The organism is Sphingobium psychrophilum, assembly GCF_012927105.1.
GTDB classification, from domain to species: domain Bacteria; phylum Pseudomonadota; class Alphaproteobacteria; order Sphingomonadales; family Sphingomonadaceae; genus Sphingobium; species Sphingobium psychrophilum.
Genome location: NZ_JABBFV010000006.1, coordinates 1 through 23,262, shown reverse-complemented (window position 1 = coordinate 23,262; position 23,262 = coordinate 1). Strand labels below are relative to the sequence as shown.

Genomic DNA, 23,262 nt, shown 5'->3' with positions numbered 1-23,262 from the left:
CGAGCAGCAAGACCGCCGAAGCGGATGATCAGCCCAGCAACGGATTGGGCAAGGTCATCGCAATACCGCCCTTGTCCGCCAGCGCCCGCGCCCAGTGTGCGACCTTCTCCACCTCCTCGCCATGGAGTTCCAGGCCGCGCCGTGCGTCCTGCGCGCGCTGGCCGGGCGCGAAATCGCCGCCATCCTTGGCGTTGCGGGCGAAGATCGGTCCGTTGACGATGCCCGCGATCGCGCTGGCGTCCAGCGCCAGGCCGAACAGCCGGGCGAGCGCCGCAAGACTGTCCGCCGGGCGGGCGACCAGCATGTCGCTGTCGAGCGTTGCCACCCGATCGCCCAGCTTCAGGGCGATATCCTGAAACTGCCGTTGCTGCGCCAGCCAGCCGGCGGCCGCGACCTGGATGTCGGTGAGGCCCAGATACTCGTCGGGCGCGATCCCCAACGGGGCCAGCATCCCTTCACGCAGCAGCTTGCCAAACAGGTCGCGCACCCACAGCCGTCCCCACATGCCCTTGCGCGCGATCGAGGCGAGATAGGCGTCGAGCGGGGCATGGAGCAGCAGCGCGCACGCCTGGGGCCGTAGCGCCAGGATCGCCGGGATCAGCGGATTGACGATGTTGGAGGGCTTCACCACCACCGCCTCGTCCGGCGCGAAGGGCCGCGCGAGCAGGCGCAGCCCCTCGTCCAGAACCCGCGCGACGTCCGGCCCTTTCGCGCCGCGGTGCCGCCAGCCAATCAGGTCGTTGAGCAGCACCGGCTCCTTCAGCCCCATCGCGACACCCGGATGGTCGAAGGCGGCGGCGAGCAGGGTCGAGCAACAATAGGCCGAATGAAAAATGAAATGGATGGGCGCAGGGGCCGGCGCCTGCGCCATCGCATCGGCGCGGCGCAGCACCAGCGGGGCATCCGCCTCGCCCAGATGCTGGTCGGTCAGGAAGGGCAGCGCGGCGTGGCGCGCCCGCGCGACGCGGCGCATGTGAAAAGCATCATGGCCCGGATCATAGCGGTGGGCGAGCCATTCGGCACTGCCCATAACGTCGCGGATCGGCAGAGGGGTGAAGGTCATGGCTCCAGCTTTCGCACGGGTTTGGGCGGCGAACAAGGCGTGGGGACTTTAGCCCACTTGCCAGCGCATCCGCTTGTGATAGCGATGATGGGCAAGAAGCTGGGGGGCTTTATGGATGTGACGATCGGACGCTTGTTGCAACAAGCCATCGAAGCGCGGCGGCAGGGCCGGGCGGCGGAGGCGGAGCGTATATTGGGGGAGGCACTGGCGCGCCAGCCGGGTGAGCCACAGTTGCTGAACCTGCTGGGACTGATCGCGCTGGATCGCGGCGATTTTGCTGGCGCACGCACCCAGTTCCAGGCCGCGGCGCAGGCCGATCCGGGCGAAGCGGCGCTCTGGATGAACGTGGCGTCGGCCGAACGGGGCCTGGGCGCGGTGGAGGCTGAACGGGCGGCGCTGAACCGGGCGATCACCATCGACCAGCGCAACCTGATGGCGCAGATCCGCATGGCGCAATTGCAGCAACGGCTGGACGAGGCGCAGGGCGCGGCCGACAGTTGGAACAAGGTGCTGGCGCTGACGAGCGGCATGACCGACATTCCGCCCCAGTTGGGCGAGACATTGGCGCAGGCGCGCCATTTCGTCAGCGACCATCATGCCCGCTTCGCCGCCTTCGTCGAAGCCGGGCTGGGCGATCGGTTGGGCCAAGCCGACGCGGTGACGCAACGCCGGTTCCAGGCCTGCCTCGACAGAGAGTTCGGCCGCCGCACCCTCTATCAGAACCAGTGTTCCGGCCTGCATTACCCCTTCCTGCCCGCCGACGAATTTTTCGATCGCGGACATTTCCCGTGGATAGCGCAACTGGAGGCGCAGACCGATGCGATTCGCGCCGAGTTTCTGGCGATGATCGCCAAAGATGGCGGCACGGTCCGACCCTATGTGCGGCAGGAGGCCGGGACGCCGGAGAATAAGTGGACGGCGCTCGACGGATCGCTCGACTGGGGCGCGTCCTTCCTGTGGGAATATGGCGTGCGCAACGAAGCGGTCTGCGCCGCCTGTCCGCAAACGGTCGCGGCGCTGGAGGCATTGCCCCGCGCCGACATTCCGGGGCGCGCGCCGTCGGCCTTCTTTTCGCTGCTCAAGCCCAAAAGCCGGATTCCCGCCCATACCGGCGTCACCAACAGCCGCGCCATCGTCCATCTGCCACTGGTCGTGCCGCCGGGCTGTTTCTTTCGGGTCGGCTTCGAAACGCGGGCCTGGGAAGAAGGCGTCGCCTTCGCTTTCGACGACACGATCGAGCATGAAGCGTGGAACGAGAGCGAACATGTGCGCGCTGTGTTGATATTCGACGTGTGGAACCCGCATTTGTCGCTTGAAGAACAGCAATTATTGAAGCAATTCTATGCCACAGCCGATGCGAGTAAGACGAACGACGTCCGCTCGACCATCTGATCGACGGCAGGCAGCGGGGTTCATGCGGAGAGGCGGGACCGGCCAGGCCGCCTTTCCTGGGAGATAATAGGTGCCTATTTTGAAAAGCATGATTGCCGCCAGCCTGTTCGCCATGGCGATGCCCGCCCTGGCGCAGGACAAGCCAGCGCTGGATCGCAACGATCCCAGCGCGACCCGTTGCAAGCGAATCGCCGTCACCGGATCGCTGGTGCGCAAGGAGCGCATCTGCAAGACCAATGCAGAATGGCGGGCGATGAGCGAGCAGCAGAATCGTGACGCCGACGATTTGATTACCCGCAGCCGCGCGGGCATGAACCCCAGCGGCTGATTGCTTTCGCTTTTCGATACGCCATTCGGGAAAAGGCCCGCCGAATCGATCGGCGGGCCTTTCTTCCTTATGCGACCGTCAGCTTGAGCGCGCCGTCGCCATCCTCCACCCGCACCGTCGATCCGTCAGGCACTTCGCCGCGCAGGATGAGATCGGCCAGCGGGTCTTGCAGGTAACGCTGCACCGCGCGCTTGAGCGGCCGCGCGCCATAGACCGGGTCATAGCCGACCCGGCCGAGCCAGGCCCGCGCCTCCCCGGTCAAGTCGAGCACGATCTTGCGATCCTTGAGCAGCTTGCCGATGCGCGCGACCTGGATGTCCACGATCGGTGCCATATGGGCAGCGCCCAGACGGTGGAACAGGATCACCTCGTCCAGCCGGTTGAGAAATTCCGGACGGAAGTGACCGCGCACGATCTCCATCACCTGCGGCTCAACCTTCTCCACCGGCTCGTCATCGGCGAGGCCCGTGAGATACTGGCTGCCCAGGTTCGACGTCAGGACGATGATCGTGTTGGTGAAATCGACCGTGCGCCCCTGCCCGTCAGTCAGGCGGCCGTCGTCCAGCACCTGGAGCAGGATGTTGAACACGTCGCCATGCGCTTTCTCCACCTCGTCGAACAGGACGACCTGATAGGGACGACGGCGGACGGCTTCGGTCAGGACGCCGCCCTCCTCATAGCCGACGTAGCCCGGAGGTGCGCCGATCAGCCGGGCGACGCTGTGCTTCTCCATGAATTCGCTCATGTCGATGCGCACCATCGCGCTGTCATCATCGAACAGGAAGCCGGCGAGCGCCTTGGTCAGTTCGGTCTTGCCGACGCCGGTGGGGCCGAGGAACAGGAAGGAGCCGAGCGGGCGGTTGGGATCTTGCAGACCCGCGCGCGACCGGCGCACGGCGGTCGCCACGGCCTTCACCGCTTCGGCTTGCCCGATAACGCGCTTGCCGATGGTGTCTTCCATAGCCAGCAGCTTTTCGCGCTCGCCGGTCAGCATCCGTTCGACCGGGATGCCGGTCCAGCGGGCGACGACGCCCGCAATGTCCTCCGCCGTCACTTCCTCGCGCAGCATTGCGCCTTCGGACGCCGTTTCCGCTTCGGCCAGACGCTTTTCGAGTGCGGGGATGGTGCCGTAGGATAGCTCGCTCATCTTCGCGAGATCGCCCGCGCGCTGGGCCTGCTCCAGTTCCAGGCGCGCGGCGTCGAGCTGTTCCTTGATCTTGGCTTCGCCGGCGATCTTGTCCTTTTCCGCCTGCCAGCGCTGGGTCAGCGCAGCGGATTGTTCCTCCAGATTGGCGAGATCTTCTTCCAGCGTAGTCAGACGATCGGCCGACGCCTTGTCCGTTTCCTTCTTCAGCGCCTCCCGCTCGATCTTGAGCTGGATGATGCGGCGGTCGAGATTTTCGATCTCTTCGGGCTTGGATTCCACCTCCATGCGCAGGCGCGATGCGGCCTCGTCCATCAGGTCGATCGCCTTGTCGGGCAGGAAGCGGTCAGTGATATAGCGGTTGCTGAGCGTCGCCGCGCTGACCAGCGCGCCGTCGGTGATGCGCACGCCGTGGTGCAACTCATATTTCTCTTTCAGCCCGCGCAGGATGCTGATCGTGTCCTCGACCGTGGGTTCGCCAACGAACACGGGCTGGAAGCGCCGCTGGAGCGCGGGGTCTTTTTCGACATATTTGCGATATTCGTCGAGCGTCGTCGCGCCGATGCAATGCAATTCGCCGCGGGCGAGCGCAGGCTTGAGCAGATTACCCGCATCCATCGCGCCTTCGGACTTGCCCGCGCCGATTAGTGTGTGCATTTCGTCGATGAACAGAACGACATGGCCTTCGGCGGCTTTCACCTCGTCCAGCACGCCTTTCAGACGCTCCTCAAACTCGCCGCGATATTTGGCACCCGCGATCAGCGACCCCATGTCGAGCGCCATCAGGGTGCGATCTTTCAGCGTATCGGGCACGTCGCCATTGGCGATGCGCAGCGCAAGGCCCTCGGCGATCGCAGTCTTGCCGACGCCGGGGTCGCCGATCAGGACCGGGTTGTTCTTGGTCCGCCGCGCGAGGATCTGGATGGTGCGGCGGATTTCCTCGTCCCGGCCGATGACCGGGTCGAGCTTGCCCGCGCGCGCCGCTTCGGTCAGGTCGCGGGCGAACTTCTTGAGCGCGTCATAGCGATCTTCCGCGCCCGCCGTGTCGGCGCTGCGGCCCTGGCGCAGGCTGTTGATCGCGGCGTTGAGCGCTTCGGCCTTCACCCCGGCAGCGGCGAGCGCCTTGCCCGCCGTCGTGGTGGTGGCGAGAGTAAGCGCGAGCAGCAGGCGTTCGACGGTGACGAAGCTGTCGCCCGCTTTCGCTGCGACCTGCTCTGCGCTGTCGAGGACGCGCACGGCGTCATTGTCGAGGCCAGGCGTCTGCTGCGCGCCGGAACCGGACACGGATGGCACCTTGGCCAACGCTGCGTCGATGTCGCGCAGCGCGACTTGCGCTGTGCCGCCCGCCGCCTTGATGAGGCCGGACGCCATGCCTTCGCTGTCTTCCAGCAGGGCTTTCAACAGATGTTCCGCGCCGATGCGCTGATGGCTCATGCGGATCGCCACGGTCTGCGCCGATTGCAGGAAGCCCTTGGCGCGGTCGGTGAATTTTTCGAGGTTCATGTTATCCCACTCACATCAGATGCTGCTGATGTAGTGTTGCTCAAAAAGCACACAAGGGGCGATGCGTGATTCTCCTTAGTGGGGGGCCTTCTCCGCCTGTGGGGCGAACAGGTCACCGAAGAAATCCTTGGCGAACCAGCGCGGCGGCGCGTCGCCGTCCGCCATGGCGCGGGTGATGCGGTAATTGGCCTCCGCAAAGCGCGCGCCGGCGGTCCAGTCGATCTTTTGGCGCATGTCGTCGCCAGGATGGTGATAGGCACCGCCCAGAAAGTCGCCCCACGCCTTTTCGCCGCCATTGGCATAGCCGGTCGCGAGGAAGACGGCGGGCACGCCTTGTTTCACGAACATATAATGGTCCGAGCGCACGAAGATCGTTTCTTGCGGCATCGGATCGGGGGAGAGCTTCACACCCATGGGCGCGACCGCCTTGGCCACGATCGGCCCCAGGGTGGAATGATCCGCGCCGAAGGCGATGAGGTCGGTGAAGGGATAGAGCAGCAAGGGCATGTCGAGATCGACATTGCCGACGATCTGTTTGACCGGGACGCTGGGATGGCGGGCATAATAGTCGGCACCGAGCAGCCCCTTTTCTTCCGCCGTGGAGGCGAGGAAGATGATTGAGCGGCGCGGTTTGTCCGGTGCCTGCGCCATGGCGCGCGCGACCTCCAACATGGTCGCGATGCCAGCGCCATTGTCCAGCGCGCCATTGTTGATCCGATCCTTATCGGCTGCGTCGCCGGGCTTGGCGGCACTGACACCGATATGGTCGAGATGGGCGGACAGGACGACATATTCGTCTTTAAGCTTGGGGTCGCTACCGGGTAGGATTGCAACGACATTGGGGCTGGTGACACGCTCGCTGACCGTGTCGGCCTTGATCGTCACGCTGGTCTTGAGCGCAAAACCCTTCGGCTTGCCGCCCGCCTTGTCGGCGGTCTTGCGGATCGCGGCGATGGTCGCGGGCGCACCGGCGAACACGGCCTGCGCCGCCGGATCATTGAGCATGGCGGAGGCGCGCAGGCCCGGCGCGGCGTTGAAGGGCACGCCATCGGGCGAAACCCAGGTGAAGTCGGGTTCGTCGGCGAATTGCACCATTCGCGCCCAGGGACGCGCCTTGGCCGACTGGAGCGTGTTCAGCGCGATCATGCCGATCGCGCCATGGGATTCGGCGATCTTCCCCTTGGTGGCGGAGAGGTGTGCGCCCTCCTCGCTCGGCAGCCCTTTGGGATAGCCGCGCAGGGTGACGACAATTTTCCCCTTCACGTCGAGGCCGGCATAGTCGTTGAGGCCAAGTCGCGCATTTTCAAGGCCATAGCCGACGAAGACCAGCGGCGCGGTGACGTCAAGATGTGGTTGGTCGGCGTTGATGCCGAGGATCACGTCGCCGGCATGGGTGAAGCTTTTTGCACCGGCGGGGCTGGTGACGGTCAGGGTGGCGGGGGTCTTGCCAAATTCGGTTTTCTGGAAGGTGATGCGCTGGAGCCAACTGACCCCATTTGCATTGTTGTCGCCGGCGGGTTTCAGGCCGAGGCCATCAAACTGGCTGGCGACGTAGCGGGCGGCGATCTCATGCCCTTCGCTGCCGGTGTCGCGGCCTTTCAACAGATCGTCGGCGAGAAATTCGACATGGGCGCGCATGGCGGCGGGGGTGAAGACCGGTTCGGCGGCGTTCTGGGCCGGAAGAGCGGCTGGCAGCAACAACGCCGTCATGGCAGCAAGGGCGAGGGCGGTTTTCATGGCGGAGCGCTTTCCACTGGGTGGCGGGTTGCGCCGAGGATTGCCGCCGTGCTGCGACCCTGTCCAGCAATAAGCGTATTGCGCGTCTAAAACGGCCCGCTATGCTGCGCCCATATGTGCAGCGGCTGCGTTCTGCCCCAAGTTCCGCTGCTGCAAAGTCCCCCTTTTCATGAGGTTCTCATGGCCCTTTCCCCGATGTCGCGCCGCCTGTCCCTGATGATGGGCCTGTCCGTATTGGCGCTTTCGCCCATGGCGCAGGCCGCCAAGCCCGTAGTGGCGGCGGCGGCCCCTGCCCCGGTCGCCAGCCTCGTGTCGCAGGTCGACATTCCCTATGAGGAATTTACGCTGAAGAACGGGCTGCGGGTCATCGTTCATACCGACCGCAAGGCGCCGGTGGTGGCGGTGTCGATCTGGTATCATGTCGGGTCGCGCTACGAACCGGCAGGGAAGACCGGTTTCGCCCATCTGTTCGAGCATCTGATGTTCTATGGGTCGGAAAATGCCGATGGGCCTTTCTTCGGGCGGCTGGAGGATATCGGGGCGACCGATTGGAACGGGACGACCTGGTTCGACCGCACCAATTATTTCGAGACGGTGCCGACCGGCGCGCTGGACCGGGCGTTGTTCCTGGAATCCGACCGTATGGGCCATTTGCTGGGCGCAGTGACGCAGGCCAAGCTGGATACGCAGCGCGGCGTCGTCCAGAATGAAAAGCGGATGGGGGAGAATGAGCCCTATGGCCTGGTCGAATATGCGCAGCTTGATGCGATGCTGCCCGCCGGCCACCCGTATCGCCACTCGACCATCGGGTCGATGGCGGACCTGAATGCGGCCAGCATGGCCGACGTGCAGAGCTGGTTCAAGACCCATTATGGGCCGAACAACGCCGTGCTGGTGCTGGCGGGCGATATCGACGTAGCGACCGCGAAGACCAAGGTCGAAAAATGGTTCGGCAATATCGCCGCTGGCCCGGTGCCCAAGGATGTGGACGCGGCCGTGCCGACGCTCGACAAGGATGTCGAGAAGCTAATGAACGACAATGTCGCGGCGACGCGGCTCTATCGCAACTGGATCGTGCCGGGGGTCAATTCCGACGAGTTGCAGCAACTGGACCTGGCGATGACGGTATTCGGCGGGCTGGGTTCCTCGCGGCTCGACAATGCGCTGGTGCGGGACGAGAAGGTCGCGGTCAGCGTGAAGGCCAGCATCCAGCCGTTCGAGAAATTGAGCATCGCGGAGATCACGGTCGATGTGAAGCCGGGCACGGACGCGGTGGCTGTGGGCAAGCGGCTGGACCAGTTGCTGGCCGACTATCTGGCCAAGGGGCCGAGCGCCGACGAGGTGCTGCGCGCGGCAACCACCCAGGCGGCCGGGACCATTTCCGGGCTGGAGAAGGTTGGCGGCTTTAGCGGCAAGGCGGTGACGCTGGCCGAGGGCGCAGTCTATTCCAACGATCCGGCCAAATATAAGAAGGATCTGGCCGTCTATGCCGGGGCGACGCCGGCAACGGTAAGCGCCGCCGCGCGCAAATGGCTGGGGCGGCCGGTGCTGCGCCTGACCGTCGCGCCGGGCGAGCGGTCGGCCGCGGATAATGCGCTGGCGGGGAATGCGACGCATAGGCCCGCCTTCTTCCGCAATCCCGATGCTGCCGCACCCGTCGCGGCCACGCCCCCGACCAAGATCGCTGAGCCGCCGATCGAGCCGGTCAAGGATCTGGACTTCCCCGATGTCGAACATGCGACGCTGAAGAACGGCATCCCGGTGGTCCTGGCGCATCGCGCGACCGTGCCGACGGTGCGGGTGTCGGTCGCCTTCGACGCGGGCAATGCCGCCGACGACCGCGCCAAGCTGGGCACGGCGGGGCTGACCGCTGCGCTGCTGGACGAGGGCACGACGACCCGGTCGTCGGTGCAGATCGCCGAGGAGCAGGAAAGGCTGGGCGCGTCGATCAGCGCGGGTAACAGCATGGATCGGACCAATGTCGGCCTGTTCGCGCTGAAACCCAATCTGGACGCCTCGCTGGGCTTGTTGGCCGATGTGATCCGCAACCCGGCCTTCGCGCCGGCCGAAGTGGAGCGGCTGCGCGGACAGGTGCTGACCGGCATCCAGGCGGAAAAGACGTCGCCGATGTCGATTGCGCAACGGATGCTGCCGCCGCTCCTGTACGGGCAGGCGCACCCATATGGCATCCCCTTCACCGGGTCCGGCACCGAGACTGGCGTCAAGGCGGTGACGCGGGCGGACCTGACGGCGTTTCACGATGCCTGGCTGCGGCCCGACAATGCGACGATCTTCGTCGCGGGCGATACGACCCTGGCCGAACTCATGCCGCTGCTGGAAAAGCGGTTCGGCGAGTGGAAGGCACCCAGGACGGCGAAGGGCGTCAAGACGTTCCGCATGGACCGGATGATGCGCCCGGCCAAGATCGTGCTGATCGACAAGCCGCAAAGCCCCCAGTCGATGATCTTGGCGGGGCTGTTGACCAACAAGTCTGGGACCGACAACCCGGTGACGTTGCAGACGGCCAACGAAGTGCTGGGCGGCGCGACATCCTCGCGGTTGTGGATGGATCTGCGCGAAACGAAAGGCTGGGCCTATGGCGTGGGCACGGCGCTGTCCGGGGTCAAGGAAACCATCCCCCTGCTGGTCTATGCCCCGGTGCAGACCGACAAGACCGGCGAATCGATCCAGGCGATCCGAAAGGATATGACCGAGTTTCTGACGACCAAGGGCACGACGGAGGCTGAGCGCAACCAGACGATCAACAGCCAGATCCTGTCGCTGCCCGGTAGTTTCGAAACCTCTTCGGACCTGCTGAGCGCGATGATGCGCAACAGCCTGATCGGCCGGCCGGACGATTATTATGAGACGCTCCCCAAAACCTATCGCGCCATGACCGCCGCCGATTTCGACAAGGCCGCGCGCGAGGCGATCAACCCCGACCGGCTGATCTGGGTCGTGGTCGGCGACGCCAAGCTGGTGCGACCGCAGCTTGACGCGGTGGGCTTGCCAGTGGAAATGGGCACATTGGCTGATTGACGCCAACGTAAAGGAGATTGGATATGGCAAGTGTCGATGGCGCTTATGATTGCGTGGCCAAGACGCCGATGGGCGACCAGAAGGGCGTGTTCACCGTCGTCAGCAGCGGCGACCGTTTCAACGGCACCTTTGCCGGGATGATGGGGTCGCTGGACGTGGTCGATGGCAAGGTCGATGGCGACACGCTGACCTGGAAGATGGAAATGACCATGCCGATGCCGATGACGCTGGAATGCGAGGCGCAGGTGGCGGGCGACGCCATCACCGGGACGATGCAGCTGGGCGCGTTCGGGGCGTCGGCCTTTAACGGGACGCGCCGGGGATAAGATGCTTTGACTGTACTCCCGCGCAGGCGGGAGTACAGTTCAGACCGCAGGACTGGACTCCCGCCTGCGCGGGAGTATGGCGCATTGCCGGTTGATCGCACGGCGACTGTCCGTTGTGCGACAGCGAGCGAGACAGTTGTAAGCCGTTGACATTTTTCATTAGTTAGCTATCTAATGGAAATGCCTCAGTCAGAACCCAAGCGCGCCCTGGCGCATAAAATGGCCCCGGTCGCCCGCGCCTGGCGGCAGTTGGCCGACACCGCATTGGCGGAATTCGGCGTGTCCAACAGCGCGGCATGGTGCCTGATCCATATCGACCGGCTGGGCGGTGAGGTGGGCCAGAGCGCGCTGGCCGAGTCGCTGGACATCAGCCAACCCTCTTTGGTTCGTACATTGGACCAGGTGCAGGCGGCGGGGCTGGTGCAGCGCGCGCAGCACCCGGATGATAAACGATCCAACGTCATCATCCTGACCGACATTGGGCGCGATCTGGTAGGCCGGATCGAAGCGAAACTCGACGCCCTGCGGGTCGAATTGCTGAAGGACGTGCCGGACGGCGCGATCGAGGTGACCGTGTGGTTGCTCGACCTGCTGAGCCTGCGCATCGCCGAGCATAAGAGCCCGGCGTGAGCATTCGGCCATGAGCGGCACGATCATTGGCGAGCGCTTCGGCGTGCCGGCCGCGCTCTTTTCGGTGAAATGCCTCGTAGCGGCCGTATTGGCGCTTTATGTCGCGTTCAGCATCGGGCTGGAGCGGCCCTATTGGGCGTTCCTGACCAGCTATATCGTCGCCCAGCCGATGGCCGGGGCGGTGATTTCCAAGGCGGTGTTCCGCGCCGTCGGCACATTGGTCGGCGCGATGTTCGCGGTCGCCATCGTGCCGCCGCTGGTCAATGCGCCCGAATTGCTGGTGCTGGCCATGGCGTCATGGCTGGCGCTGTGCGTGTTCGTGTCGCTGATGGATCGCACGCCGCGATCCTATATGTTCGTGCTGGCGGGCTATACCGCCTGCCTGATCGTCTTCCCCGACGTCGATACGCCGCAGACCATCTTCACCGTGGCGTCGCTGCGCGTGCAGGAGATTTTGATCGGTATCGCCTGCGGCAGCCTGGTCCATAGCGTTGTGTTGCCCGGATCGGTCACCAACACGCTGCTGGCGCGGGTGGCGGCGATGCTGCGCGATGCCGAGCGCTGGAGCCGCGATGCGATCGCGACGGAACCGGTGGCGGGGCTGGACGCAGAGCGCCGCCGGCTGGCGCAGGACGTCACCGAATTGCATCAGATGTCGGTCCACCTGCCCTTCGACATCAGCCGCCTGGCGCCGCGGGTCCGCACCGTGCGCGCGTTGCAGGACCAGTTGTCGATGCTGCTCCCGCTGGGCGCGGCGGTGGAGGACCGGCTGGCGCAGTTGAAGGCCGCCAATGGCGGGACCGTGCCAGCGCAGGTCGAGACGCTGATCGCCGATGTGCGCGCCTGGCTGGATTCGCCGGTGGTGGACAATGACAGCCGGGCGCAGTTGGCCCAGGCGCTGATCGACCGCTGCGCCGCCATGGAGCCGGCGGCGACGCCCGACATGGGCTGGGCCGACATGATGCGGCTGAGCCTCTATGCCCGGCTGGCCACGTTGATCGCGGTGCATCGCGACTGCCGCGATCTGCACGACCAGATGGCGACGCACAGCCGCGCCGCCGTGACGCCAAGGGTCGCGCAGCTGCTGGAGGGTCGCCGCAATCGCGAGCTGCACCGCGATTATGCCAGCGCGGCGCGCGGCGCGTTCAGCGCGTTCATCACCGTGACGCTGGGCTGCGCGATCTGGATATTGAGCGGGTGGAAGGATGGCGGGACGGCGGTGATGCTGGCAGGCGTATTCCTGGCCTTGTTCGCGGCGGTCGATAATCCGCTCGCGCCCTTGAAGGGCTTCATGATCGGCACGATCGCCGCGTCGGCGCTGGGCGCGCTGTACGGCTATGCGATCATGCCCCGGCTGGACGGTTTTGCGATGCTGGCGCTGGCCTATGCGCCCGCCTTGCTGTTGCTCGGCGCGATGATGGCGTCGCCGCGCTGGGCGGGGATTGCCCTGCCCACCCTGTTGGGGCTGGGTAGCCCGGTGCTGTTGTCGAGCCGCTATGTCAGCGAATTTGGCAGCTATATCAACGGCGCGGTGGCACAGATCGTGGGCATCTGGTTCGCGATCATCATGGCCGGGCTGTTGCAGTCGGCCGGGGTCGAAGGCGCGATCCGCCGCACATTGCGCGCGGGCTGGACCGACATCGCCAATCGCGCGACATTGATGCGCCCGCCCGACCTGCGCGGCTGGATCAACCGGATGCTCGACCGGATCGCCCTGCTCGCCCCCCGGCTGGCGGCGACCCGCGCCGATAGCGGCAAGCCGCTCTACGATGCGCTGCGCGACCTGCGCACCGGGGTCGCGATCGGCGAGCTACGCCAGTTGCGGCTGGACCTGCCGATTCAGGAAGGCGCGCCGCTGACCGCCGTGCTGGGCGGGGTCAGCCGCCATTATCGCGGGCTGGACCCGGACGGGCCGGCGCAAGCCGATCCCGCGCTGCTGCACGATATCGACAGCGCCATTTGCGATATCAGCGCCCATCCGCGCCTGCCGGTGCGGCGGGAGGGCGTGCTGGGGCTGGTGAGCCTGCGCCGCAACCTGTTCCCCGACGCCCATGCCTATCGGAGGGCCATCGCATGACCGGCGAAATCGCCCTGGGGGGCATCTATATCCCCACCCTGTTGCTGCTGGCGCTGGTCGCGCTGGTGCTGAGCTGGGCGCTGACCCGGCTGATCGGTGCCTTCGGCCTCTATCGCTTCCTGGCCTATCGCGCCGCGGTGGACCTCAGCCTCTTCATCCTGTTGCTCGGCGCCCTCGCCCTGCTCGTTCCCACCTTTGGAATCCGTCTATGAACCGCCTCTCGTCCACGCTGATCCGCAGCGCCGCCACTCTATTACTCGTCATCGCCGCGGCGCTGGTCGCGATATGGATGTGGAATCATTATGAGCGCAGCCCCTGGACGCGCGACGGGCGGGTGCGCGCCGATGTGGTGCGAGTGACGCCCGATATCAGCGGGCTAGTGACGTCGGTCGCGGTGCGGGACAATCAGCGGGTGAAGGCGGGCGACCTGCTGTTCGTGATCGACACGCCGCGCTACGCGCTGGCGCTGGACCAGGCCCGGTCGCAGATCGCCAGCGCGCAGGCCACGCTGGCGCAAGCGCGGCGGGAGGCGCGGCGCGACCTGGCGCTGGGCGACCTGGTGGCGGCGGAGACGCATGAGCAGAATGTCGCGCGGGTCGAGACGGCGCAGGCCGCGCTGACCGAGGCGATGAGCGCGCGCGAGGGCGCGGCGTTGAACCTACAACGGACAAAGGTCTTGGCGTCGGTCAATGGGGTGGTTACCAACCTGGACCTGCATCCGGGCGACTATGTCGGCGCGGGCAGCCAGGCGCTGGCGCTGATCGACAGCGATTCGATGCGGGTCGAGGGCTATTTCGAGGAAACCAAGCTGGGGCTGATCTGCGTCGGCGCACCCGTGACGGTGCGGCTGATGGGCGAGTCGCAGGATCTGCATGGCCGGGTGGAGAGCATCGCCTTTGGCATCGATGACGACAGCCGGACCAATTCGGGTAATTTGCTGCCTGCGGTGGAGCCGACCTTCAGCTGGGTGCGGCTGGCGCAGCGGATTCCGGTGCGGGTGAAGCTGGACAAGGTGCCAGAGGGATTGCGGCTGATTTCGGGGCGGACCGCGACGGTGACGGTGCAGCCAGCGGCGAAGGGTGATGCGGGGAAGCCGGGGGTTTGCCGTCATGGGTAAGGATTACCGGAACAAACGGCAGCGTGTTCCCGCGCAGGCTGGAACCCAGATCAAAGCGTGGGACTGGGTTCCCGTTTTTACGGGAACACGAAAGGGTATGGGCGTTTCCCTCCTCGCGCTGGCGCTGTCCGCCTGTGCGACCGCCGGGCCGGATTATCGCCCGCCCGCCCGGTCCGCCGCCACAGCGCCGGCCGCGACCGGGGCGTTTCACTCCGCGCAGGGCGGACCCTATAGCCAGGCCGACCTGCCCGACCATTGGTGGCGGCTTTATGCCGATCCGCAGCTCGACGCGCTGATCGAGCAGGCGCTGGCCGCCAATACTGACCTGCGCCAGGCTAACGCCAATCTGGCCCAGGTGCAGGCCGTGCTGCGCGAAGCGGAGGCCGGGCGCGCGATCACGACCGGGATCAGCGGCGGGGCGACGCTGTCGCGCCCGTCCAGCACCGGATACAGCCTGCCGGGCGTGGTCGGCTATGATCTGGGCCTGTCCGCCAGCTATCCGCTGGACCTTAATGGCCGGATCAAACGCGCGATCGAGGCGAGCGGCGCGGACGTAGAGGCAAGCGCAGCGGCGCGCGACTATGTGCGGGTCAGCGTCGCGGCGGCGACGGCGCGCGCCTATGCGCAGGTGTGCGCGGCCAATTACAGCCTGGGCGTAAACCGGCAGGTGGTGGCGTTGCAGCGCGATACGCTGAACGCGACCCAGCGGCTGGCTAGAGGCGGGCGCGGCACCGCGTTCGACGTCAGCCGGGCGCAGGCGGCGGTGGACAGCAGCGCGGCGGCGCTGCCCGCGTTCGAGGCGCAGCGGCAGAATGGGCTGTATCTGCTGGCGACACTGCTGGGGCGGTCGCCGGCCGATTATCCGCGCGACGTCGAGAGTTGCGCGGCGCTACCGGCGTTGCGGGCGCCCCTGCCTGTGGGCGACGGCGCGGCGCTGATCCGACGGCGGCCCGACATCCGGCAGGCCGAACGCGCGATCGCAGCGGATACCGCGCGGCTGGGGGTGGCGACCGCCGACCTCTATCCGCAGGTCAGCATCGGCGGGTCGGTCGGCCTGTCGGGGCCGCTCAAGGATCTGGGTTCGGGAACGGCCTTTGGCTTCAGCCTGGGGCCGCTGATCAGTTGGAGCTTCCCCAACCGGCCAGTGGTGCGGGCGCGGATCGCCCAAGCCGATGCGGCGGTGCAGGGCGACCTGGCCGGGTTCGACGGGACCGTGCTGGAGGCTTTGCGCCAGACCGAGACGGCGCTGGAAAGCTATCGCCGCGATGCCGAGCGGGCGGCGGCGCTGGACCGGGCGCGGGACAGCGCGGCGCTGTCTGCCAATCAAGCGGCCAAGCTGTTCCGCTTTGGCCGGGGCGATTTCCTGTCGTTGCTGGATGCGCAGCGCAGCCTGGCCAGTGCAGAGGTCACAGCGGCTGCGGCGCGGGCGCAAATGGTGCAGGACCAGATTGCGATATTCCTGGCGCTGGGGGGCGGATGGGAGTGAGTGTTGGACGGCCACACCGCTACCAACTCCGTTCGTGCTGAGTAGGGGCTGAGCCCTTCGACTGCCTGCTTGCAGCAGGCGCTCAGGATAAACTTCACCAAAGGTGAAGTCGAAGACCCGTATCGAAGCATCATACGCTTTGCATGATCCTTCGATACGCCATTTGCCCTTCGGTCGTCTTCGACTCCGACTTCGCTCAATGCCTGTCCTGAGCGCCTGCCTTGGCAGGCAGTCGAAGGGGCTACTCAGGACGAACGGAAATATTAGGATCCAGTTGAATTAGCTGCCGTTCGGGCCGCCGCCGCCGGTGTTGCTGCCGCCGCCACCGCCGCCCATACCGCCGGCACCGACCGCGCCGATATTGCCGAAAATCTCGTTGAACAGGCTGCGGTTGCGGCCCAGCGTCGGGGTCTTGTCCCCCATGGGCGAGATATGGGCGACCTGGTCCAGCCCCATGCGATCGACCGTCGTGACATTGCCCGCCGGATCGAAGCGGACGCGCAGCACCGTCTGTTCCACCGGCTTGGGATTGGAGAAGGCCAGCGCGCGCATTTCACGCGAGACATAATACCAGTCCTGCTCGCCAAATTGCGAAATGAAGCTGGGGCGGCCCAGCGTCCCTTCCACCGAGGCGCGATTGTCGATGCCGGGCTGAACCGAATCGACCAGCAGCTTGTCGATCGAATAGCCCTGATGCGTGCGGATTCGCGTGCAGCCAGACGCGCCCAGCACCAGCGCGCTGAGGCCGATCGCGAGCAGGATGCGCCCGCTTGACGAATGACGGCTGAACTGACGCATGAAATTCTCCTGCGGGGGGCCGACCCGCGAACCCAAGAAACCAATGTCGCCATTGCATTGGGCGACGCAGCGATCAATATGGAAATGCGCAAGCCCCGGCAAGGGGCGCAAAACATCGGACGGCGCGTCGCCATCCGATCCGTCACGAAAAGCTGTTGTCCGATGTCCGCTTCCCCCTCCTTCCTCCAGCGCCTGTTTGGGCGAACCGATCCCAAAGAAGGGCTGCGGCCGCTCTATAACGCCGTGATCCACGAGGGGCGGCAGCCGCATTGGTATGTCGAGGGCGCGGTGCCCGATACGATGGACGGGCGATTCGACATGATCGTCGCGATCCTGGCGCAGGTGCTGATCCGGCTGGAGCAGCAGGATGGGGCGCAGGACAGCGTGTGGCTGACCGAATTGTTCGTCGATGATATGGACGGGCAATTGCGGCAGGAGGGCATTGGCGACGTGGTGGTCGGCAAGCATGTCGGGCGGATGATGAGCGCGCTGGGCGGGCGGATCACCGCCTATCGCGCGGCGCTGACCGGGGGGGCCGATCTGGCAGACGCGCTGCGGCGCAACCTGTATCGCGGCGCGGCGGTGGACGACGGCGCGGTCAACCATGTCGAGGGTGCGTTGCGGGCGCGATGGACACGGCTGGGCTGCGTATCGCGCGACGCGCTGCTGACGGGAGATATCGGATGACCATCAACCCCACCCCCAATCTGGCACCCGAATTTTCGCGCACCCATAAAATCGACCAGATCGCGCGGCTGGCGGGAAAGCTGCATATCGCAGCCAAGCAGCCGGAGCGCGACGCGCTGGCGCTACGATTCGGGTTGCTGGCGCTCGACCGGCTGGAGGCCGATTATGGCGTGGCGATGGAGGATGGCGCAATCATCGCACGCGGACGGGTGCGCGCGGAACTGGCGCAACCGTGCGTCGCGACCGGGGTGCCGGTGCCAGAGATGATCGACAGCGATTTCGTGCTGCGCTTCGTGGTCGAGAGCGAGGAGGCGCAGGCGGCCGACGAATTGGAGCTGGACGCGGAAGATTGCGACACGATCGGCTATGACGGCCATGTCATCGACATGGGTGAAGCGGTGGCCGAGACGATGGCGCTGGCGATGACCCCCTTTCCCCGCGCGTCGGACGCGGAAGCCTATCTGAAGGAGGCCGGCGTCCTGAGCGAGGAGCAGGCCAGCCCCTTTGCCGTGTTGCTGGGCCTGAAGGAGAAGGACGCGAATTAAGAGGCCGGTGTTTTTCTTTCGTTCCTGTCGGTGGCATAGAGCGAACCATGGACTCGGCCACGGATTCAGCGGTACGCAAGATCATCCATGTCGACATGGACGCCTTTTATGCGTCGGTGGAGCAGCGCGACGATCCTTCGCTGCGGGGATTGCCGATCGCGGTGGGCGGGGCCGGTCCGCGCGGCGTGGTGGCGACATGCAGTTATGAAGCGCGCACATTCGGCGTGCGGTCCGCCATGCCGGGCGCGCGGGCGCGGCGGCTTTGCCCCGACCTGATCTTCGTGCCGCCCCGTTTCGACGTCTATCGCGCGGTGTCGGGCCAGGTGCGGGAGATTTTCGGCCGCTTCACTGATATCATCCAGCCGCTCTCTCTCGACGAAGCCTATCTGGACGTGACGGTGAACAAGCCGGGGATCGCATCGGCGACGCAGATCGCAGAAGAGATCAGGCGGATGATCCAGGCTGAAACCGGCCTGACCGCGTCGGCCGGCGTGTCCTATAACAAGCTGATCGCCAAGCTGGCGTCGGACCAGAACAAGCCCGACGGCGTGTGCGTGGTGCGGCCGAGCGAGGGGCCGGCCTTCATCGCGGCGATGCCGGTGCGGCGCATCCACGGCGTGGGACCGGTGACGGCGCGGCGGATGCAGGCGCTGGGGATCGAGACAGGCGCGGATTTGCGGGAACGGGACATGCGCTTCCTCCAGACGCATTTCGGAAGCTCCGCCGACTATTATTATCGCGCGGCGCGGGGGCAGGATGACCGGCCAGTGCGCGAGCGCGAGGGGCGCAAGTCGGTGAGCGTGGAGGACACCTTCTTCGACGATCTGGTCGAGGAGGCGGCGTTGGTGGCCGAGATCGAGCGGATCGCGGCGTCGCTATGGACCCGGATCGAGAAGGCGCAGGCCTGGGGCCGGACCGTGGTGTTGAAGGTGAAATTTGCCGATTTCCGCATCATCACCCGGTCGCGCAGTTTTTCGACGCCGGTTCGGTCCCCCGAATTACTGGCGCAGGCGGGGCGAGAATTGCTGGTCGCGCAACTGCCGCTGCGCATGGGCGCGCGGCTGCTGGGGCTGGGGGTGCATAATCTGGAGGGGGAAGAGGAAGACGGCGAGGCGCAGGGCGGGCAGTTGGCGCTGGGGTTGTAGGGGTGCGCCAGTGGCGCACCCCCTCCACCGCCCTCCCCGTTCCGGGGAGGATCAGAAAGGCAGCCAGGTGCGCTTTTCGCTGAACTTCATATAGCCCGCGTTGATGCCCAGCCGGTAACCGACGCCGAGGCGAATGGGGATCAGCACGACATTGCCCCAGCGCAGATAGGAGGCGGTGAAGCCGCCGACCAGATAGGCGGTGCCCTCCGCCGCGGGGAAGCGGTGGTAGAGTTCCTGGCTGTCGTAGAGATTATAGACGAGGACGAAGGTGTTGGCCGCATTGCCGCCGACGTCGAAGCCGATCGACGGGCCGGTCCAATAAACTTCGCGCTTGCCCTCAACCTTATGGTTGAGCGTGCCCGACCCGTAGCGCAGGCCCACGACGAAGGCACCCGACGCTTCGCGCCCGGAAATATAGGCGTTGGGGCGGCCCTGATCCTTCAGCACTTTTTCGATCAGACCGGCGAGGCCTTCGGCGCCCTTGCCGAACACCCCTTCGGCCGCGCCGATCAGGTCGTCTTCCTGATAGGATTCGGCGGGCGGGAGGGCGGCGGGCGGCGAGTTGGTCGTCACCGGCGCGCCGGTGGCGGTGTTGCCCGTCGCGCTGTCCGCTGGCGCTTCATAGGGGGTGACGCCGGGTCTTACGCTGCTGTCGACACCGGGATCGGTGGGGGTCGTGTTGGCGGGCGGCGGCGGCGCGAGGTCGGAATCGATCGCCGTATTGGGATCGATCGTCTTGACCTGCGCTGTGGCGGCGAGCGGCGTCAGCGCCATGCCCGCGAGCGCCGCAACCAGCGCCGTGGCGCGCGCGATGCGGCCACCTATCTGCCCATTGATGCCGATCATGCCCGATACTCCCCGAAAAGCCCGCTTAAATCTCATATCATGGCATTGCGACCAGCAAGCTGAAACGACAATGAACGAACGGCGACCCGAGTCGATTCCGCGCCGGAACGAAAGAGGAGAGACGGCGAAAAATTCCGCAAACAGGCCGTTGCCATGCTGCAAAGCCCTCGCTATAGCCCCTGCCAGCCATTGCTCTCCTGTCTGGGTGGGCAAATTTCGTGCGGAGACGTGGGTGAGTGGCTGAAACCAGCGGTTTGCTAAACCGTCGTGGCCTTAAGGGGCCACCGAGGGTTCGAATCCCTCCGTCTCCGCCAATTCTTTGTTTTCTTGCATTCCTAGCGAACCGAAAAAGCCCAGTGTTTCTGGGCCTTTCGGGTTGATTCGCGTCCCACCTCATCCCCTCGCATCTGTCGGTGACCGATTTGGCGTGTGGTAAAAAGCGTGGGAGAATATCGGCATGGGAAAGCCTCCGTAACAGGTGTGAAGGCAGCAAAACGACCGGGCCGTTTCGGTGACGGTGATGGCCTGTTTTTGGTGGTCGGCGCGACCGGCTCCAAAAGCTGGGTGCGCCGCGTCCAGAAGCATGGGCGCAGGCGCGACATCGGATTGCGCAGCGCGTCGAAGGTCACGCTGGCTGTCGCCCGCGATCGGGCACGCGAGGTGCGGACCTGGATGGAGCTTGGCCTCGACCCTGTGTTCGAGAAGCGCAAGGCCAGCGGAATACCGACATTCAGGGAAGCGACGGCCAAGGTCTATGCGGCCAACCGCAAGACCTGGCGCAACGAAAAGCATGAGGGGCAATGGCTGCGAACGCTGGAAGCCTTCGCCTTCCCTATCGTTGGCGATATCCGGGTGTCCGAGATCACCGGGCCGATGATCCGCAACGTGCTTGCCGAAATCTGGCTGACCAAGCCGGAAACGGCGCGCAGAGTCCGCCAACGCATCGGCGCGGTCCTCGATTGGGCGTTTGCGTCGGGCTACCGTGAAACCGAAGCACCGATGCGATCCATCACCAAGGGACTTCCACGCCAGCCCAAGAAGGACGGGCATTTTGCGGCTATGCCCTATGCCGATGTGGCAGGCTTCATGGTCAGGCTGCGCGAACGGGAGTCGTTCAGTCGCCTTGCCTTGCAGTTTGCCATCCTGACCGCTGCACGCTCCGGCGAGGTGCGCGGTGCGGCATGGACCGAGATCGACGTCGAGAACGCCCTGTGGACCATCCCCAAGGAGCGCATGAAGGCGCAGCGGGAGCATGTCGTCCCGCTGTCGAAACCGGCAATCCGTATCATCGAGCGTTGCCGTGAACTTCGGACCCGCGATTGCCCCCTGATCTTTCCCGGCATGAAAGGGGACAAACCCCTGCCCGACATGACGCTGACGAAGCTCCTGCGGGAAATGAAGCAGCCTTACACCGCCCACGGATTCCGATCCGCCTTCCGCGACTGGGCTAGCGAGGAAACAGACGTACAGGGCGAGGTCGCCGAGGCGGCACTGGCGCATATGGTCAGGGACAAGACGGAAGCGGCCTATCGCCGTGGCAGCCTGCTAGAGAAGCGCCGCAAGCGGATGGACGATTGGTCCATCTACTGCTCCACGATCAAGTGAGGGCGCTGCGATGCGCGACACCATCAGGCAGGTAGAAGGCATTTGCGCCGCCCAATCCTATGCCCCGCAATCGGCACATTTTCATGTCCTTTCATGCCGTAAGAGACGGAGAACAGACAGGGGGCGGACTCGGCCTATCGGGAACCGAAAATGGCCTTAACATCATGACATTGAACCATGAATCCGGCCCTTAACAATGCTAATAGTAGAATCCTACGGATTCTTGCTAACCGGCGCGGCCGGATCGCGGCGGCATCCGGCTTTTTGGATCAGCGCCCCCCCCCCCCCCGCGATTCCGGTGCCCTTTCTAAAGCGGGTGCATGGCTGCATCCGACTTGCTAGGTGGTTATCCATGCGTACCGAACTCGATCATTTGCCAGCCAACAAGCAGCGCGAGCTTGAGCGCCTGGTGCAGATCATCTTTGAGGAATTCGAGGACAGCCTGTCGCTGGCACGGCATGAGTGGAAGAAGAAGGGCCGCATCCAGAAGGTCATCCTCTACGGCTCCTAAGCGCGCGGTGGCTGGGTGGATGAGCCGCATACGGCAAAGGGCTACCAGTCGGAGAGCTCCTGATCATCGTCAACGACAAGCGGCTTACCGATCGGGTGACATATCGGGCGAAGCTGGAAGCACGCCTCTATGCCGAACAGACGATCACCAAGGCGATCCGGACGCCGATCAATTTCATCGTCCACACGCTTCAGGAGGTGAATGACGGCCTCGCCCATGGCCGGTACTTTTTCATGGACGTCGCCAAGGACGGCATCGCGCTTTACGAATGCGATGACAACGAACTGCACAAGCCCAAGCCCAAGCCCAAAACGCCCGCCCAGGCGCTCGCGATAGCGCAGGAGTATTTCGATGAGTGGATGCAGGCCGCTGTTGGTCGGGAGAAGTTGGCGAAGTTCGCCGTACAAGAGGGCCTCTACAAACATGCGGCCTTCGAGTTTCATCAAACCGCCGAAAGTCTCTACCATTGCGTGCTGCTGGTCTGCACATTCTACACGCCACATGTGCATAATCTCGGCTTCCTGAGGGAACAGCGCAACACTCATGCAAAGCCGATGGAATCCACGCGAACCCAATCTGCTGGCCTATGAGCGTAGAATGACAGGCTCTGGCGTAGAAACGTCATGTAGCGCCCACCTTTCGCGTCACCGATAATCGACGACGGTGGCGGGCTGGCCGTTTCTCCCCTGCGGTCTGGTTCGTCACCACCAGCACCAAGGAGCATCGCATGGCCCAGCGCACAGCCTTCCAAAATTTGGACGTAGAGCATCCAGGCAGCAAGGTTGAACCGATCTGCCTACGTGTGCCGGACGCCTGCCGTTTCATCGGCGTCAGTCGCAGCACGTTGTATGTGCTGATCGCAGATCGAGAGGTTGAGGTGGTAAAGCTGGGTAGCTCTACGCTTGTCCTGGTCGAGAGCCTGCGCCGGTTGATTGAAGCGCGCCGGTCGCAGTCGGCGGCGGCGATCAATTGAGCCGTTCGAACGGTGCTTCCGAAGATGCGCGCCATGCGCAATCGGACCAGATTCTTTGCACGCTCCTCGCCTCGACCGTTGCTCGAATTCTCATGTGGATAAGGCGGGACCTGGCGTCATCGGATGCCAGTCTCCGACAGAGAGCCGAAGATGCGGTAGCAGCCCGGATCAGGGCCGCACTATCAACTGTAGAGGGCGGTGACAAACCAGGCCAATGGAACGCCAGCGATTTGCTGAGCGTGGCGGTTTAAAAACCAGCCATCGGATAGGTTGCTCCTTTTAAGGGGGGTGGCCGGGGATGTTTGCCGTG

General features: G+C 65.0%; 19 protein-coding genes, 1 tRNA gene and 1 pseudogene. 16 read left to right on the top strand and 5 right to left on the bottom strand.

The window, feature by feature from the left end; translation table 11 throughout:
* Positions 1 to 28: 28 nt before the first annotated feature.
* Positions 29 to 1,063 carry a hypothetical protein gene (locus tag HHL08_RS09790; RefSeq protein WP_169572709.1) on the bottom strand — a complete coding sequence of 345 codons (1,035 nt, stop codon included), beginning with the start codon at positions 1,061 to 1,063 and terminating at the stop codon, positions 29 to 31.
* A gap of 84 nt (positions 1,064 to 1,147) precedes the next feature.
* On the opposite strand from HHL08_RS09790, the gene HHL08_RS09785 reads away from it, so the two are divergent.
* Positions 1,148 to 2,455 carry an aspartyl/asparaginyl beta-hydroxylase domain-containing protein gene (locus HHL08_RS09785; RefSeq protein WP_206377810.1) on the top strand — a complete coding sequence of 436 codons (1,308 nt, stop codon included), beginning with the start codon at positions 1,148 to 1,150 and terminating at the stop codon, positions 2,453 to 2,455.
* Positions 2,456 to 2,531: 76 nt separating this feature from the next.
* On the top strand, positions 2,532 to 2,783 hold the full coding sequence (locus HHL08_RS09780; protein ID WP_169573192.1) for a hypothetical protein: 252 nt from the start codon (positions 2,532 to 2,534) through the stop codon (positions 2,781 to 2,783).
* Positions 2,784 to 2,850: 67 nt separating this feature from the next.
* Here HHL08_RS09780 and clpB read toward each other — a convergent pair whose 3' ends face one another.
* Both clpB and HHL08_RS09770 read right to left on the bottom strand, forming a co-directional pair.
* Positions 2,851 to 5,430: an ATP-dependent chaperone ClpB gene (clpB, locus tag HHL08_RS09775; RefSeq protein WP_169572707.1), complete on the bottom strand. Its 2,580-nt coding sequence runs from the start codon at positions 5,428 to 5,430 to the stop codon at positions 2,851 to 2,853.
* A 75-nt stretch (positions 5,431 to 5,505) separates the two neighbouring features.
* Positions 5,506 to 7,167: a M28 family metallopeptidase gene (locus tag HHL08_RS09770; RefSeq protein WP_169572705.1), complete on the bottom strand. Its 1,662-nt coding sequence runs from the start codon at positions 7,165 to 7,167 to the stop codon at positions 5,506 to 5,508.
* A 180-nt stretch (positions 7,168 to 7,347) separates the two neighbouring features.
* Here HHL08_RS09770 and HHL08_RS09765 point away from each other — a divergent pair, with 180 nt between their 5' ends.
* The 7 genes from HHL08_RS09765 (at position 7,348) to HHL08_RS09735 (ending at position 15,842) form a co-directional block, all read left to right on the top strand.
* The gene (locus tag HHL08_RS09765; RefSeq protein WP_169572703.1) at positions 7,348 to 10,206 is read left to right on the top strand and encodes a M16 family metallopeptidase; all 2,859 of its coding nucleotides are present in this window, start codon (positions 7,348 to 7,350) and stop codon (positions 10,204 to 10,206) included.
* Positions 10,207 to 10,229: 23 nt separating this feature from the next.
* Complete coding sequence (locus tag HHL08_RS09760; RefSeq protein WP_169572701.1) at positions 10,230 to 10,532, top strand: hypothetical protein; 303 nt, start codon at positions 10,230 to 10,232, stop codon at positions 10,530 to 10,532.
* A 180-nt stretch (positions 10,533 to 10,712) separates the two neighbouring features.
* Positions 10,713 to 11,162, top strand: a complete 450-nt coding sequence (locus tag HHL08_RS09755; protein WP_169572699.1) for a MarR family winged helix-turn-helix transcriptional regulator — start codon at positions 10,713 to 10,715, stop codon at positions 11,160 to 11,162.
* Positions 11,163 to 11,172: 10 nt separating this feature from the next.
* The gene (locus tag HHL08_RS09750; RefSeq protein ID WP_169572697.1) at positions 11,173 to 13,239 is read left to right on the top strand and encodes an FUSC family protein; all 2,067 of its coding nucleotides are present in this window, start codon (positions 11,173 to 11,175) and stop codon (positions 13,237 to 13,239) included.
* Positions 13,236 to 13,451, top strand: coding sequence for a DUF1656 domain-containing protein (locus tag HHL08_RS09745; protein WP_066607122.1), 216 nt, complete (start codon positions 13,236 to 13,238; stop codon positions 13,449 to 13,451). Before HHL08_RS09750 ends, HHL08_RS09745 begins: the two co-directional genes overlap by 4 nt.
* A complete protein-coding gene (locus HHL08_RS09740) occupies positions 13,448 to 14,356 on the top strand; it encodes an efflux RND transporter periplasmic adaptor subunit (protein ID WP_169572695.1) in 909 nt (302 codons plus the stop codon). Before HHL08_RS09745 ends, HHL08_RS09740 begins: the two co-directional genes overlap by 4 nt.
* Positions 14,357 to 14,453: 97 nt before the next feature.
* Complete coding sequence (locus tag HHL08_RS09735) at positions 14,454 to 15,842, top strand: efflux transporter outer membrane subunit (RefSeq protein ID WP_169572693.1); 1,389 nt, start codon at positions 14,454 to 14,456, stop codon at positions 15,840 to 15,842.
* A gap of 279 nt (positions 15,843 to 16,121) precedes the next feature.
* On the opposite strand, the gene HHL08_RS09730 is transcribed toward HHL08_RS09735, so the two are convergent.
* Entirely contained in the window at positions 16,122 to 16,640 is a 519-nt protein-coding gene (locus HHL08_RS09730) for an outer membrane protein assembly factor BamE (RefSeq protein WP_169572691.1), read from the bottom strand.
* Between the two features lie 162 nt (positions 16,641 to 16,802).
* On the opposite strand from HHL08_RS09730, the gene HHL08_RS09725 reads away from it, so the two are divergent.
* From HHL08_RS09725 to dinB, 3 genes are read left to right on the top strand one after another with little or no spacing between them, the layout of a single operon-like run.
* On the top strand, positions 16,803 to 17,327 hold the full coding sequence (locus HHL08_RS09725; protein WP_169572689.1) for a ubiquinol-cytochrome C chaperone family protein: 525 nt from the start codon (positions 16,803 to 16,805) through the stop codon (positions 17,325 to 17,327).
* Entirely contained in the window at positions 17,324 to 17,872 is a 549-nt protein-coding gene (locus HHL08_RS09720) for a DUF177 domain-containing protein (RefSeq protein ID WP_169572687.1), read from the top strand. The genes HHL08_RS09725 and HHL08_RS09720 overlap by 4 nt, the downstream gene beginning before the upstream one ends.
* 47 nt (positions 17,873 to 17,919) lie before the next feature.
* A complete protein-coding gene (gene dinB / locus HHL08_RS09715; RefSeq protein WP_169572686.1) occupies positions 17,920 to 19,017 on the top strand; it encodes a DNA polymerase IV in 1,098 nt (365 codons plus the stop codon).
* A 51-nt stretch (positions 19,018 to 19,068) separates the two neighbouring features.
* On the opposite strand, the gene HHL08_RS09710 is transcribed toward dinB, so the two are convergent.
* A complete protein-coding gene (locus HHL08_RS09710; RefSeq protein WP_169572684.1) occupies positions 19,069 to 19,863 on the bottom strand; it encodes a DUF1134 domain-containing protein in 795 nt (264 codons plus the stop codon).
* Between the two features lie 222 nt (positions 19,864 to 20,085).
* Between HHL08_RS09710 and HHL08_RS09705 the strand changes: the two genes are divergently transcribed.
* From HHL08_RS09705 to HHL08_RS09690, 4 genes and pseudogenes are all read left to right on the top strand, one after another.
* Positions 20,086 to 20,177 (top strand) — tRNA-Ser (locus tag HHL08_RS09705).
* A 166-nt stretch (positions 20,178 to 20,343) separates the two neighbouring features.
* Positions 20,344 to 21,468: a tyrosine-type recombinase/integrase gene (locus tag HHL08_RS09700; RefSeq protein WP_328804632.1), complete on the top strand. Its 1,125-nt coding sequence runs from the start codon at positions 20,344 to 20,346 to the stop codon at positions 21,466 to 21,468.
* Between the two features lie 352 nt (positions 21,469 to 21,820).
* Positions 21,821 to 22,512: pseudogene (locus HHL08_RS09695) on the top strand (nucleotidyltransferase); the annotation flags it as partial.
* 194 nt (positions 22,513 to 22,706) lie between these two features.
* Positions 22,707 to 22,952 (top strand): helix-turn-helix transcriptional regulator, encoded by a 246-nt coding sequence (locus HHL08_RS09690; protein ID WP_169572680.1) that lies wholly within the window; start codon positions 22,707 to 22,709, stop codon positions 22,950 to 22,952.
* Positions 22,953 to 23,262: the final 310 nt, after the last annotated feature.